This window comes from Flavobacterium bizetiae, from assembly GCF_024271895.1.
GTDB lineage: Bacteria > Bacteroidota > Bacteroidia > Flavobacteriales > Flavobacteriaceae > Flavobacterium > Flavobacterium bizetiae.
The window spans coordinates 2,934,869-2,949,006 of sequence record NZ_CP091861.1; the positions used below are offsets into that span (position 1 = coordinate 2,934,869).

The 14,138-nt window shown below is 33.6% G+C and carries 10 protein-coding genes; 8 read left to right on the forward strand and 2 right to left on the reverse strand.

The window, feature by feature from the left end; genetic code table 11:
- Positions 1-82 precede the first annotated feature (82 nt).
- Together L0669_RS12685 and L0669_RS12690 are read left to right on the forward strand one after the other, a co-directional pair.
- Positions 83-1,954 carry a DNA topoisomerase IV subunit B gene (locus L0669_RS12685; protein WP_263758061.1) on the forward strand — a complete coding sequence of 624 codons (1,872 nt, stop codon included), beginning with the start codon at positions 83-85 and terminating at the stop codon, positions 1,952-1,954.
- Positions 1,955-2,186: 232 nt separating this feature from the next.
- Positions 2,187-4,910, forward strand: a complete 2,724-nt coding sequence (locus tag L0669_RS12690; RefSeq protein ID WP_263758062.1) for a DNA gyrase/topoisomerase IV subunit A — start codon at positions 2,187-2,189, stop codon at positions 4,908-4,910.
- A gap of 63 nt (positions 4,911-4,973) precedes the next feature.
- Here the strand turns inward: L0669_RS12690 and L0669_RS12695 are convergent, their stop codons facing one another.
- Together L0669_RS12695 and L0669_RS12700 are read right to left on the reverse strand one after the other, a co-directional pair.
- The gene (locus tag L0669_RS12695) at positions 4,974-7,442 is read right to left on the reverse strand and encodes an AAA family ATPase (protein WP_263763949.1); all 2,469 of its coding nucleotides are present in this window, start codon (positions 7,440-7,442) and stop codon (positions 4,974-4,976) included.
- Positions 7,443-7,449: 7 nt separating this feature from the next.
- Entirely contained in the window at positions 7,450-8,502 is a 1,053-nt protein-coding gene (locus L0669_RS12700) for a PKD domain-containing protein (protein WP_263758063.1), read from the reverse strand.
- A gap of 267 nt (positions 8,503-8,769) precedes the next feature.
- On the opposite strand from L0669_RS12700, the gene L0669_RS12705 reads away from it, so the two are divergent.
- The 6 genes from L0669_RS12705 (at position 8,770) to L0669_RS12730 (ending at position 14,128) form a co-directional block, all read left to right on the forward strand.
- Positions 8,770-9,411 carry a C40 family peptidase gene (locus tag L0669_RS12705; protein ID WP_263758065.1) on the forward strand — a complete coding sequence of 214 codons (642 nt, stop codon included), beginning with the start codon at positions 8,770-8,772 and terminating at the stop codon, positions 9,409-9,411.
- Entirely contained in the window at positions 9,395-10,339 is a 945-nt protein-coding gene (locus L0669_RS12710; protein WP_263758067.1) for a type VI secretion system baseplate subunit TssG, read from the forward strand. The genes L0669_RS12705 and L0669_RS12710 overlap by 17 nt, the downstream gene beginning before the upstream one ends.
- Positions 10,340-10,341: 2 nt before the next feature.
- On the forward strand, positions 10,342-11,286 hold the full coding sequence (locus L0669_RS12715; RefSeq protein WP_263758068.1) for a TssN family type VI secretion system protein: 945 nt from the start codon (positions 10,342-10,344) through the stop codon (positions 11,284-11,286).
- A 71-nt stretch (positions 11,287-11,357) separates the two neighbouring features.
- Complete coding sequence (locus L0669_RS12720; protein WP_263758069.1) at positions 11,358-12,527, forward strand: hypothetical protein; 1,170 nt, start codon at positions 11,358-11,360, stop codon at positions 12,525-12,527.
- A 24-nt stretch (positions 12,528-12,551) separates the two neighbouring features.
- Positions 12,552-13,064 (forward strand): type VI secretion system transmembrane protein TssO, encoded by a 513-nt coding sequence (tssO, locus tag L0669_RS12725; protein ID WP_263758071.1) that lies wholly within the window; start codon positions 12,552-12,554, stop codon positions 13,062-13,064.
- A 23-nt stretch (positions 13,065-13,087) separates the two neighbouring features.
- Positions 13,088-14,128: a DUF4280 domain-containing protein gene (locus L0669_RS12730; RefSeq protein WP_263758072.1), complete on the forward strand. Its 1,041-nt coding sequence runs from the start codon at positions 13,088-13,090 to the stop codon at positions 14,126-14,128.
- Positions 14,129-14,138: the final 10 nt, after the last annotated feature.

Consider the following 14,138-nt stretch of genomic DNA (forward strand, 5'->3'; position numbering starts at 1 on the left):
TGTTATAATTCATAACAAAAAAGAAATACGCTTTTATTTTTTAGCTATAAATGGTACATTAGCCAAAAATCCAATTCACTTTATGCTAGAGCAAAATCAATATACCGAAGATAATATTCGATCACTCGATTGGAAAGAACATATCCGTATGCGTCCCGGAATGTATATCGGGAAATTAGGAGATGGTTCTTCGCCGGATGATGGTATTTATATTCTTTTAAAAGAGGTTTTAGACAACTGTATCGATGAGTTCGTGATGGGGTCGGGGAAAACTATTGAGGTGACTATCAAGGATAAAACGGTTTCGGTTCGTGATTACGGACGTGGAATCCCGTTAGGAAAAGTAGTCGACGTAGTTTCGAAAATGAATACCGGAGGAAAGTATGATTCTAAAGCTTTCCAAAAATCAGTAGGTTTAAATGGTGTCGGAACAAAGGCTGTGAATGCACTTTCGAGTGCTTTTCGTGTAGAATCTGTTCGTGACGAAAAACAAAAAGCAGCAGAGTTTTCGGCAGGAAATTTAATTCTTGAAGAAGATGTGATCGATACAACAAAGCGAAAAGGGACAAAAGTAACCTTTACGCCAGATGAATCTATCTTTAAAAACTATAAATTCCGTTTAGAATATGTAATAAAAATGGTAAAAAACTATTGTTATTTAAACAATGGTTTGACTATTATATTCAACGGCGAAAAATACCTTTCAGAGAATGGTCTTAGAGATTTATTAGAAGAGACAATTAGCGAAGAAGATCTTGAATATCCAATTATTCACCTGAAAGAGCATGATATTGAGATCGCTTTAACGCACAGTAAAACGCAATATAGCGAAGAATATCACTCATTTGTCAACGGTCAGAATACCACACAAGGAGGAACGCACTTAGCGGCTTACAGAGAAGCAATTGTAAAAACCATTCGTGAGTTTTATAACAAAAACTTCGAAGCTTCTGATGTTCGTAAATCTATTGTGAGTGCGATTAGTATCAAGGTGATGGAGCCGGTTTTTGAGTCTCAGACCAAAACCAAATTAGGTTCTATGGATATGGGTTCTGATGACGGAACGCCACCAGTATCTGTTCGTACTTTTGTAAATGACTTTATTAAAACGAAATTAGACAATTATCTACATAAAAATCCGCCAACGGCTGAAGCTTTATTGCGTAAAATATTGCAGGCTGAACGTGAGCGTAAAGAATTATCAGGAATTAGAAAATTAGCTACAGATCGTGCTAAGAAAGCCAATCTTCATAATAAAAAATTAAGAGATTGTCGTGCGCATCTTCCTGATACAAAAAATCCTAGAAACTTAGAAAGCACACTTTTTATTACCGAGGGAGATTCGGCTTCCGGATCGATTACAAAGTCACGCGACGTAAATACCCAGGCAGTATTTAGTTTGCGTGGTAAGCCTTTGAATTCGTATGGAATGACAAAGAAAATTGTGTACGAAAACGAAGAATTCAATTTACTGCAAGCCGCTTTAGATATCGAAGACGGATTAGAAAAATTGCGTTACAACAATATCGTAATTGCAACCGATGCCGATGTCGATGGTATGCACATTCGTTTATTATTGATTACCTTTTTCTTGCAGTTTTTCCCGGAATTAATCAAAGAGGGACATTTGTACATTTTACAAACACCGCTTTTCAGGGTTCGTAATAAAAAAGAAACCATCTATTGTTATTCTGATGAAGAAAGAAAAGATGCCATCGAAAAATTGAAACCAAAACCGGAAATTACCCGATTTAAAGGTTTGGGAGAGATTTCGCCAGATGAGTTCAAAAACTTTATTGGAGAAACGATTCGACTTGACCCAATTATGATGGATAAAAATACTTCGATAGAGCAATTATTGTCTTTTTATATGGGTAAAAATACTCCGGACAGACAAGAATTTATCATCAAGAATTTGAAGGTGGAGTTGGATGCTGTTGAGGCTGAGGTTTAGAAGTTAAATAAAAATATGAAAACCTCAGTCACTGACTGGGGTTTTTGAGATATAGAATTCCGAGTCGGTGACTCGGATTTTGGAATTACAAAAAATGAAATGAGTGATTTTGTTTTTTACCTGTAATAGTAATCTTGCCAGTAAATATAAAACCGTTTTACCAAGCGTTGAAGTTTTAAAAGAACTCATCGAAAACAAATAATACTAAAATTATAATTTCGAATATAATTAAATGAAAGACGAAGAAGACGATAACATCATTCCAAACGACGACGACAATAATTCTGAAGAAAACCAGCTTGATGACAATCAGGACGGAGATGATTCTGAGGAAATTATTAGTGTAAATGCTAAGAATTTTGAAGGACAGCATTTTTACGAAAACCAGGAAGAAGAAGGAGAGGACGTTATTACCAAAGTAACGGGCATGTACAAAGACTGGTTTCTGGATTATGCTTCGTACGTAATTCTGGAACGTGCAGTTCCGGCGATTGAAGATGGTTTTAAACCGGTTCAGCGTCGTATTATGCACTCTTTGAAAGAGTTGGATGACGGTCGTTATAATAAAGTTGCCAATGTTGTAGGTCACACCATGCAGTATCACCCACACGGAGATGCGAGTATTGGTGATGCGATGGTACAAATTGGTCAGAAAGATTTATTAATTGATTGTCAGGGAAACTGGGGAAATATCTTAACAGGCGATGGAGCAGCAGCTTCTCGTTACATTGAGGCACGTTTATCTAAATTTGCTTTAGAGGTTTTGTATTCTCCAAAAATTACCGATTGGGGAGTTTCGTATGATGGTCGTCGTGCAGAACCAAACAATCTTCCGGTAAAGTTTCCGTTGCTTTTGGCACAAGGAGCAGAAGGAATTGCAGTTGGTTTATCCACGAAAGTGTTACCTCACAACTTCAATGAGTTAATTGATGCTTCGATCAAGATTTTAAAAGGAAAAGCATTTACATTATACCCTGATTTTATGACACAAGGTATTGCCGATGTGTCAAATTATAATGACGGACTTCGTGGCGGACGTGTTCGTGTTCGTGCTAAAATTGCACAACTAGACAAGAATACCTTGGTGATTACGCAAATTCCGTTTTCGACTAATACCACAACTTTGATTGACAGTATTTTGAAGGCCAATGATAAAGGTAAAATCAAAATCAAGAAAATCGAAGACAATACAGCGGCCGATGTTGAGATTTTAATTCATCTTTTCCCGGGTGTTTCTCCAGATAAAACGATAGATGCTTTGTTCGCATTTACCGCTTGTGAAACTTCTGTAGCACCTTTAGGTTGTGTAATTGAGGATAACAAACCGTTGTTTATTGGAGTTTCTGAAATGTTAAAAATTTCAACACACAGAACGGTTGATTTACTACGTCAGGAATTAGAAATTCAGTTAGAAGAATTAAAAAATAAATGGCATTTTTCTACTTTAGAAAAAATCTTCATTCGTGAAGAAATGTATATTGATTTCAAACTGTATTCAGACAGAGAATCACTTTACAAATATTTGTACGATAGATTCGAGCCTTTCAAAAAATCGTTTGTCAGAGAAATCAACGATGATGATTTGCAACGTTTGACTCAAATCCCGATGATTCGTATTACTCGTTTTGACTCTGATAAAGCAGATGATTTTATCTCGAAGTTAGAGGACGAGATGAAAGAAGTAGAGCATAATTTAGCCAATCTGACTGATTTTGCGATTGCTTACTTTACCAAATTAAAAGAGAAATACGGAAAAGGACGCGAACGTCAGACAGAACTTCGTGTTTTTGATAATGTTGAGGCTACAAAAGTAGTTTTACGTAACACAAAATTATACGTAAACCGCGAAGAAGGTTTCGTAGGAACTAGCCTTAAAAAAGACGAATACGTAGGTGATTGTTCTGATATTGATGATGTTATTGTGTTTTTAAGAGACGGAACACTGATGGTAACAAAAGTTGATGCCAAAACTTTTATCGGAAAAGATATTATTCATGTTGCTGTTTTTGACAAGAGTGATAAACGTACGATTTATAATATGATGTACCGTGATGGTAAATCAGGTCCTTCGTATATAAAACGTTTCAATGTTTCTGGTGTTACCAGAGATAAAGCGTACGATTTAACCAATGGTACCAATGGTTCTCAGGTGGTTTATTTTTCGCATAATCCAAATGGGGAAGCTGAGGTTGTTACCATTTTATTGCGTCAGGTAGGAACAATCAAAAAACTGAAATTCGATATTGATTTCGCTAAGCTAGCCATTAAAGGTAGAGCTTCAAAAGGAAATTTGGTAACGAAATATCCAATTAAAAAAATCGAACTAAAAGAAAAAGGAATTTCGACTTTATTACCAAGAAAAGTTTGGTTTGATGATACCGTAAAACGTTTAAATGTTGATGCCAGAGGTGAATTATTAGGTGAGTTTAAACCAAGCGATAAAATATTAGTAATTAGTCAGGCAGGTAAATTAAAAGTCATTATTCCGGAATTGTCAACTCATTTTGAGGAAGACATGATCGTTTTGGAGAAATTTAATCCTAAAAAACCAATTTCGGCCATTTATTATGATGGAGAAAAAGAGCGTTATTATCTGAAACGTTTCCTTGTAGAAAATGAAGGAAAAGAAGAAAGTTTTATAACGGATCATCCAAATTCCCAATTAGAAATTGTTTCTACAGATTATCGTCCGGTAGCGCAACTTATTTTTGCAAAAGTAAAAGGCGTTCAAAAAGAAGATTTACATATTGACGTAGAAGATTTTATTGCTGTAAAAGGATTTAAAGCTTTAGGAAATCAACTTACAACTGATAAATTGAAACAAGTAAATTTACTGGATCCTTTACCTTACGAAGAACCCGTTGAAGAGGTTCCTGAACGACCAGAATTAGATGATGATGATTCGGTTGAAACAGAATTAGATGACGACGGCCAAATAGGATTGGTTTTAGACTAATGTAAAAACAGAAAACGCTAAGAGATGATCTTAGCGTTTTTTTTTATAATACATTGTGTCAATTTAGTTCTCCGGAACATTTGCAATAATTTCTTCCTTGATCCATTTTACCTCTTCATTTTCAATAATAACGGTTATTATATCGCCATCTTTTACTTCTCCCGAGATTATTTTCTTAGCCAAAGGTCTTCTTAAATGGCTTCTTATGATACTTTTTATAGGTCTTGCTCCGTATTTGGCATTATAGCCATTTTCGGCAAGATAAAGTTTGGCTTCCATCGGAATTTCGACTTTTATATTAATGTTCTTTAGTAAATCCATAAACTCTTTTTTAAGATGGATTTCGAATATTTTTAAAGCATTTTCTTTACTGATAGGAGCAAAAGGTACAATTTCAGTTAATCGCCCTAAAAATTCAGGTCTGAAATAATTTCCCATGATCTCCATTAAAGAAGTTGAAGTTGGAATTTTACCACTATTGAATGTCTCAACAATATGATCAGCACCAATATTCGATGTAAACAAGATAATGGCATTTGAGAAATCACCTTCTTTTCCTAATCGATCGTGTAGTTTTCCTTCGTCCATAATTTGAAGAAAAACATCATATACAGAAGTATGTGCTTTTTCGATTTCATCAAATAAAACAATAGAATAAGGTTTCTGTCTAATTTTATTCACTAATAGCCCTCCTTCTTCGTAACCCACATATCCCGGAGGGGCTCCATAAAGTAAAGCTGCAGAGTGTTCTTCTTTAAACTCCGACATATCAAATCGTATAATGGCATTTTCATCCTGAAAAAGAAACTCAGCCAAACTTTTTGCTAATTCTGTTTTTCCGGTTCCGGTTGGACCTAAGAAAAAGAAAGAGGCGATAGGCTGTCCTGCTTTGCTTAATCCGGATCTTGACTCTAAAATAGATCCTGCAACGGTTGCAATACAGTGATCCTGGCCAATAACTCTACGATTTAGAACCTCTTCGATATTATTAAGTTTTTGTTTTTCTTCTTCTTTTAATTTTCCGGCAGGAATACCCGTTTTCTGAGCAATAATAAGCGATAGGTCAAAAGCTTCGATATGAACGCGTTTGTCTAATGCTTTTTGTTCAAGGGCAGTAATTAAACTTTCGATATAATTTATAAGTGATCTTGAAGTGTCTAATGTTTGTACTTCATTTTCTTCTTCTACATCCATTAAAAATGTAGTTTTATTTACCAAATCAGTCAAAAACCAATTGCACTCTTTGATTAATTGCTCTTCAGATAAATGAGTTTCATTCTTTTTTAGAACATCTAATTTGTCAAGAAGAGATTGCTTTTCTTTTAAAAATGTCTCTCCTGAAGTTTTTAGAACCGACATTGTATGATCAATCAGATTTATGGCAGATTCAGGAAGGCTTTTTTCTTTTAAGTATCTTCTGGATAATCGAATAGATTCTGATATCGTTTCATCATCAATTTGTATTTTATGATGTTCCTGATAGGTTTTGATCGATTCGCGGATCATTCGGAACAAAGTATCATCATCAGATTCTTCTAATTTTACAATTTCAAACATGCCTGAAAGACCTTGTTCTTTTTCAATTCTTTTAGAATATTCATCGATTGTTGAAGTTGCAATAATGTTTAATCCTTTGGCTAGTTCGCCTTTTAAAACATTCGAAACTCCGGAATCACCTCCGTTTTTATCTAATAAAGTATGAATTTCTTCAATGATCAAAATAGCTTTTGGATATTGTTTCAATTCCTGAATACAGTTTTTTAAACGATCTTCAATTTCACCCTTATAAGATGCTCCGGCAATTAAAGAGGATAAATCTAATTCAAAAAGCTGTACTTTATTTAATACATCAGGAACCTGATTTGTGATTACGTTTTGAATTAACGTTTCAATCAAAATTGTTTTTCCAATACCGCGATCACCAATAAGCAATACGTTTGGCTTAGAAAATCGACAAAGTATTTCTTTGATCTTGTTTAATTCAGATTCACGGCCAATAGCAGCTATTCCGTTCTTTTTTTTCTCAATATTTTTGTGAATGCAATATTTACCCAGAAAACCTTTTTTAACTTCTTGTTTGGCAATGCCTTCAGCTTGAGGAATTATAATTTGATCTTCCAGCAATTCATTCCTCGAGATCGGGTAGGATTTCATCTGATCGAAATTAAATCCTACTCCCGGAGAACTTATAGCGACAATAATAGCATAAAGACTAATTTCGTCTTCATTCAAAGCAATTCGTACTGATTCTGCTTCTTTTATAATTTCATCAATTAAATCGCTCGGTTCGGCGTCAAGAACATGAGTGGTCTTTGGTTCCTCTTCCATACGCACATCTGCCCATTCATCGAGATAATAAACATCTTTACCCATGGTTTCAAGACGTTTTAACAACGATAAATCCCGATTTAAAATGGCTTTTAATAAATGAGAGGCTGAATAATATTTATTTAAATTCGTTTTTGCAATCTTCTTTGCAATTTCAAAAGCACTTAATAGTTCAGAGCTGAAAATATTTTGTTCCTGTTCCATCATAATTTTAATCTTTTACCCAAATCAAATATTTTTTCACTTTATAATTTATAGACATTCCTTTAATGCAATTATTGTTTTTGTCTTTGTTTAATCTTATCGATTCTATTTTTATTTTTTTTCCCTTAATATTGGCACATAACTGCGCAAAAGTGAGAAGGTCATTATTGTTTTTTACAATTGGGATTTCGAGATCGTCACATAAAAATTCTGCAAAATCATCTTTAACCTTACTTCCTTCGGCTACTTTATTGAGTAAAATTTCGAATTGATCTTCGGATATTTTAGGTGCTTTTTTTACCTCCTTTATGCTATCCTTAATTGTTTTAGTTTTTGGAGCAACAGGAACATATTGTAACATATCGTCTAGCGGATCTTTTTTTACAGTTCCTCTTGGCAGGGCAAAAGCGTCAGCATTTTTCTCATAAACATAAGAGGTAACATCAAGCGGATTTGTTTTCTTAATTACTCTGGGATGAACATAAATAACTTTTTTAGCAACTTTACTAAAGTCTCCGTTTATTACCAGGGTGATTGTTTTTTCGCCGGGGGTAGAAAAAGTATACACCGGATTTGCAAAAGTTTCGTCGATACCTCTGTTTTCTCCAAATGCCCATTCCCAGGTTTTGGCACTCTCAGATCCAGACCTAAAGTAGGCAGGTTGCCCGACAGTAATAATTTTAGAAGTTATTATTTGTGGGGAGCCCAGCTTATCTGCTGCATATTTATCTTTTATAATTAACTCCTGAGTATTTATGCATTCGCCATTTATAGTTAAGGTGACCAGATATTTTCCAGGTTTTTTATAAATGTGTAAAGTGTGTTTTCTGGTGTCTGGTTCTGATCCGTCTCCAAAATCCCATTTCCAGGATTTGGCATTTGGTGTTTTATCATAAAAATCAATGGCTTCTTCACTTTGCGAATGATCAGAAAAAATATAAAATTTTACATCTTCGCAATCGACATGATTAAAAAATTGGATGATGAATGTTACAAGGCCAATTAATAATATAATGGCAAAGAAAAATATGACCCTGATATCGATTCTTTCTTTCTTCATATTTACAACTAATATTAATTCCTTACCTCTTTGTAAGAAAAATTAGCAGCAAAAATAACTTTTAATAATTATAAATTGTAAAAAAAAGCTTATATTTTTTTGTAAAACTTAAAATAATAGATATATATTTGTAGCTTTATGCTTATGTTTTATATTATTGATAACTAACAAAATACCACACCGGTTAGTTTGTACATAAGTTTTAGGCTTTTTAGATGATGTTCTAAAAAAGTCAGATATCTATTTTTAATCATTCAATAATTTTTCATGAAGCAGATCATTATAATCATGCTCGCTATTACTATATGTATGGGATGCAGTAGTAAAAATTATATTTCTCAAATTCCTTTTAAGTACGATTATTCTCTTGACTTGTTAAAAAAGCAATCTCAAATGCAGGAGGTTTCTTTAATAAATCAAACGATTGTAAATGATAATTCAGAAAATTTAAGTGATGAAGTTCTGGCATTAAAGGAAAAATATTCGATTGTACTGGCTGTAATGCCTAATAAAATAACAAATTATAAACTTTACTCTTATATAGATCCCTGGATTAACACACCCTATAAAGAAAAGAGTTTTTCAAGAAACGGAATCGATTGTTCGTATTTTTTACAATCTCTGTACAGTGACGTGTATAAAGTGACACTACCGAAAGATCCGGCCGGAATGTGGAAATCAAAGTTGATACAGATTTTTACAGGAAGGACTTTTTTAGCTGAGGGAGATTTGGTTTTTTTTAGATACGATAAAGATCATCCTATATCAGATGTGGGTTTATACCTGCACAACGATAGAATTTTAGCCTGTACAGATAAAGGTTTGGCGATATACAATTTTAATGATGAATATTTTCAATTACGCTATATAGGAGCAGGAAGAATAAATGAGGATGCAAAGAAAAAATAAGAAGAGTCTTGAGGATCTGGTAAAAGAAATTGAAAATATTTCATATGACATCAGGGCTGAAATAATTGCTAATGAACTCATTAAAAGTGAGGAGATTACCGCTGATGGAATTACAATTTCTAATCAGGGGCAATTTTCGAGAGCTTACCGAAGAGATATTTTAGGAGTAGCAATTCAGGATGATAATTACGATAAGAGCGAATATTTGAAGTTACTCTTATCAAGAGATAGTCTTTATGATGTGCTTCCAGAAGGATTTGTACATAGTCTGAATGAGAATGGTACTGAAAAGTCAGTCGGTAGGATGATTAAAGAAGGCAAACATCAGAAAAAACAGGAAACAGATGCTCGTATCTTTTTTGCTCCATTTGAGGATGAGATTTTTCATTACAGAACAAAGATAGAAAGTGTTGAAAGAGATTTTCTATACAAACTAAACGGAAGTAAACCACTAGACTTCTTTTATGATTTTTGGGGACTATCACAAGATTACCCAAAAGTTTTGGTATCCAAGTTTATTCAAATTTTGCCTTATGCATATCAAATTGTTGGGGATATCGATTTAGCATGTCATTGTCTGGCAAGTATTATAGAAGAAAAAGTACAGTATAATACTACTAGTTCTAAAGAATATAGTGATGATAGTCAGGAAATTAATTTAGGAGAAAATAGATTGGGGGTCGATTTTATTTGCGGAAATAAATACATGGATTATTCTATGAATGTAAGTATTGAAATAGGCCCAATAACTAACGCCTCCTTTGAGAGTTATATCCATAACGGAGAAGTGAAGTTATTTATAGATTGTTTTTACGAACATTTTTTTCCATTGGAAGTTGAGGTTAAGACAATTTTATTAATGGATCAGGGAACAGAGGCGTTCAATTTTACCAAACAACCAGTGTTGGGGTATACAACAAGAATTTAGAGATGATAAAAAAACATTTAACAGCGCTCATTGACATTAAGCTCATGGTAATTTTAGTTATAATTATTGCCATTAGCATTATACTTACGTTAATATTTAGTGATAAAGTAAAAGAATTTAAAACAACTTATAAAAAGAGATTTTACATTTATATACTCTCCTTTATGTTGTTGTATGCCCTGGTCGCTTTCTTGGGGCACAACAAGTTATTTAATGAAATATCCGATGAATTTATTTTTTATCAGGTAGCTTCGTTATTGTTCGGAACCCTGCATGCCTATTTCTATAGATGGTATTTTAAGAAGTTTGAGTTAAAATCAATTCCCAATGAATTGTTGTTCGCCTTACTTGTCATGTTATATTCAAGTGTATTATTTATTATTATTTATACAGCTCTCAACGGAATCTATTTTACTTTTTTGATGTGTTCGCATTTTCTTGTGTTCATTGTGCCTACGGGAGTCAACATCGTATTTAATTTAATGATGATAATACCGGCCAAAGAATACATTACATGGAAAATACCTGAAGGGGAAAACCCATATCCCGAAATAGATGGTGGAGAAATGAAACATCTTTTACTTATAACTCTTTTAATTCAAAAAAAATCAAATAGCGCTGCTTATACATCCCTTAGATCGAAAGGTCCGGTACGAATTGATTTTGGCAATTTGTTTTATCACACTGTTTCAGGGTATAATGAGCATAATGCCGAAAGCACAATCGACTTGCTGAATGATAAAGGAGAAAATTGCAATTGGGTGTTTTTTCTGCAACCCAAATGGTATCAAAGTGCAAAATATATAGATCCCAACTTTACTTTAGGAATGAATGGTATTACCGAGAATTCGGTTATTATTTGTAAAAGACAGGAAAAAGAAAAAACAATAGAAGATTCAATTAAAAATAAAGAAACAGAAGATCCAATATATGGCGTTGGAACTTAAAATGGGCAATCTTCATCGAATAAACAAAGGCTTAAAGTAAAAACGAAACAGTACACCTCAATTAAAAAATCATGGTAGAAAAATTGAACCACTTTCCCGTTAACTGGATTGATGGGATGAAGATAAATAAAAGTCATTTTTTATCAATGCAGGACAATGTTTCTGGATTAGTAAATGATGCGATAGGAATTCACACCACACCCATAAGCTACGGTTTACTTGATTCAGGAAATCAAAATAAAGAATCTACGAAAATTTCATTAGGAATAGACAACCACAAACTATTGCGTGTACGTGTAGAAGAATGTCATGCTATTACACCTAACGGATCCAGGATTGAAATAAGTAAGAGTAATACAGATACTTTAGATTTACAGATTCCTTATCCGGAAGATACTTATGAGATAAAACCTGGAGAACAATTAGTATTGCTTGCGTGTATATCAGTTAATTCGATGACAAGAATTCCTTTTGGAGAGCCTGATCCGGAAGAAGTACCTCCAAGATATCCTTATACCCAGCCCGAATATAAATTACATCTAATTAAATCCGAACAATTTCGTTCAGGAATAGGTTATGGAGGATATTATCTGGCTATTGGTAAGATCTTGATTGGAGATACTACAATTCTCGATGAAAATTATATTCCGTCATCTATGACTGTGGCTTGTCATCCAAAATTGGTCGATATGCAAGCTCAGATCGCTCGTTCATTTGGACAAATCGAAATTTATTCAGTACAAATTGCTCAAAAAATAAACCGAATCCAGCAAACCGGTCTTTTGGCGCATACCATGATACAATTGGCAGATAATACCGGATATTTTTTAGGGAATTGTTTAACTCAATTTCGATGGTTTTCACTACATCAGCACCCGGCAGCGATGTTGAGTACAGTAGTATCTTTTGCCAGAGTGATGAAAAATTTTATCGACTCAAAATCGGGTGCCGGAAAAGAAGAATTGCTGAATTATTTTGCCGAATGGTGTGATCTCTCTCAAGGAGATTTAGAAACATTATTTACATCACTGATCAATACAAATTATGATCATGTTCATATAGATAAAACAGCAATTCCTACCATGAACTTTCTAGCCAAAATAGAAAAACTGTTCGAAACTTTAAGCAAGTTGGATTACATAGGTAAGAAAAAAGAAAATATCGAATTATTCGTGGCCGAAACTGACAAAAAGGATATCGTACACAACCCAAAACGACACGGTTACTTTATAAAAGATTAAAAAACAAAACAGCGATAATAAATTATGGAAGTATTAAATAAATCAGAACGTCAGAAAGCATTTGTCGCTTTTTTAGTAGCCTTTACACTCGTTTTTATAGTGATGATAGTAGCGGTAACTTACAATTTTTATATGCCTGTAGCTGAAAATAAAATGTTGAAAGTTGAGAATGAAATGATGAAAAGAGAATATGATTATCAAACCAACTTTTCTGTCAAAATTGATAGTATCAGAATGACCATTGATTCTATTAATTCGCCAAAAGTAGATAATGATTTTCAACAGCGTCTGGCAAATGTAATGGTAGCAAATCTCTACCAAAAAATACCTAAAGATACTACAGAGAATAAAAAATTATATAATAACATCATCCTGGCGTACAAAAATATTATTGATTACAAAAAGCAAATCAGGAGCCTTACCCATAATGCACATTTAATAGACAGTTTGAACCAATCAGCTAAAACATATAAAGAAGAACTGGAAAAAGTAAGCCGTGATTTGGACGTTTGTCGTCAAATCTATCAGAATCAGTAGGCAAGAAATTAAAATATTGAATTATGGGATGGAAAGATATTTTTGAGGGATTAAGCATGCCTGATTACAACAAAATGTATCAGGATCGAATAGCAAAAGAACAAAAGGAAAAAGATGAAATCTTTGACTTTAGTAAAAATATAGATTCGATAAACGAACGCAGAGAAAATGATGCAATAGAATATCGACTATCTCAAAAAAAAGAACGCGAGCAAGAAGTAGAAGATGAAAGGGAAAAAGAAGAAAAAGCAGCAAATGATCTAAAACTTGTTATTGATACCGCAAAATTACAATGTGATTTGTGTACCAATCCTGCGGGCGACCTTAAAGTAAATTTTCGTACCCCAACAATTCAGGGCAAGAAAACGGCTACTGTAAAAGAGAAAGATCAAACGAGTCTCATCTTTAAAGGCAATTGCAAAAAAAGTCCGCAAAGTGCTAGTCCTTGCGCCTCGGTAATGCAATTGGGAGACTGGAAAGATGTGGGCAATATGAAAGTTCAAGGACAATTTCCTTTACTTCTTAAAAGCACTATTAAATGTAATTATGGAGGTGTCGATATAAAGATTACAGATTGTGCACAACGTAATGAACCAACAGATATTGATGCAGTGCCAAAGGAGGCAAAAAAGAAACAAATCCTTAACATAACCTGGATGTGCGCTGAAATGGAAGAGGAAATTAAAGATGCATTTGTAGGCGATAAAGTAAGTCTTTTAGTAAAAACTAGAAATTTTAAAGAAGGAGAAATTTTAACACTAATTCTTGACGATGAAAACGGATATGATGCAAAACAAGATGAAAAAGAAGTAACATTTACGGGAACAGTGGAGAAAGATGGTTATGCAAAATTGAAAGAGCAAATAACGGTTGAAGAAGTAGAAAAAACTACAAAACACAAAACGGACAAACAATTAGAACAAGAAGAAGTTCAAAAGAATAAAATTCATGTAACTCACGATGGCAAAGATTATACCCGAACTGAATGGAAAGAGTATCAGGACAAATGGCATGATGATATGGAGAAAAGAAATGCAGAGAAGAAAAAAGGATTTTGGGGGTAATTTTAAAAAA

Bases quoted from the DNA above. Each gene is read 5' to 3' on its own strand.
- L0669_RS12685 (WP_263758061.1), top strand. From the start codon at position 83: ATGCTAGAGCAAAATCAATATACCGAAGATAATATTCGATCACTCGAT.
- L0669_RS12690 (WP_263758062.1), top strand. From the start codon at position 2,187: ATGAAAGACGAAGAAGACGATAACATCATTCCAAACGACGACGACAAT.
- L0669_RS12695 (WP_263763949.1), bottom strand. From the start codon at position 7,442: ATGGAACAGGAACAAAATATTTTCAGCTCTGAACTATTAAGTGCTTTT.
- L0669_RS12700 (WP_263758063.1), bottom strand. From the start codon at position 8,502: ATGAAGAAAGAAAGAATCGATATCAGGGTCATATTTTTCTTTGCCATT.
- L0669_RS12705 (WP_263758065.1), top strand. From the start codon at position 8,770: ATGAAGCAGATCATTATAATCATGCTCGCTATTACTATATGTATGGGA.
- L0669_RS12710 (WP_263758067.1), top strand. From the start codon at position 9,395: ATGCAAAGAAAAAATAAGAAGAGTCTTGAGGATCTGGTAAAAGAAATT.
- L0669_RS12715 (WP_263758068.1), top strand. From the start codon at position 10,342: ATGATAAAAAAACATTTAACAGCGCTCATTGACATTAAGCTCATGGTA.
- L0669_RS12720 (WP_263758069.1), top strand. From the start codon at position 11,358: ATGGTAGAAAAATTGAACCACTTTCCCGTTAACTGGATTGATGGGATG.
- tssO (WP_263758071.1), top strand. From the start codon at position 12,552: ATGGAAGTATTAAATAAATCAGAACGTCAGAAAGCATTTGTCGCTTTT.
- L0669_RS12730 (WP_263758072.1), top strand. From the start codon at position 13,088: ATGGGATGGAAAGATATTTTTGAGGGATTAAGCATGCCTGATTACAAC.